This window comes from Staphylococcus pasteuri, from assembly GCF_030547725.1.
GTDB lineage: Bacteria > Bacillota > Bacilli > Staphylococcales > Staphylococcaceae > Staphylococcus > Staphylococcus pasteuri.
On sequence record NZ_JAUOQO010000702.1, the window covers coordinates 1 to 248 of the forward strand.

1 protein-coding gene is annotated in these 248 nt (G+C 26.2%); it reads left to right on the forward strand.

The genetic code is table 11. The features are described 5' to 3' along the window. Positions 1 to 48: 48 nt before the first annotated feature. On the forward strand, positions 49 to 248 hold a 200-nt coding region (locus Q4528_RS15215; protein WP_303522538.1), incomplete at its 3' end, for a hypothetical protein.

A 248-nucleotide genomic window follows, 5' to 3' on the forward strand; every position in this document is an offset into this window, starting at 1 on the left:
GTTTTATTTAATGAAACTCGCCAAAAATTTGCCCAAGAAACTTCTGACATGGATAAGTTAAACGCAAATTTAAATTCTACAAATGATGTGGAAAAAATGATTTTAGATTCTAAAGCAGATATGACTATTATTAATGCTAAAAACATTGATAAAGCTACTAAAGAAAAAGAACAATTATCAAACATTCAAGACCTTGCAGTTAAATTAATTGACGTAAAAAATAATGGTTGGAAAGAATTAGATACTAT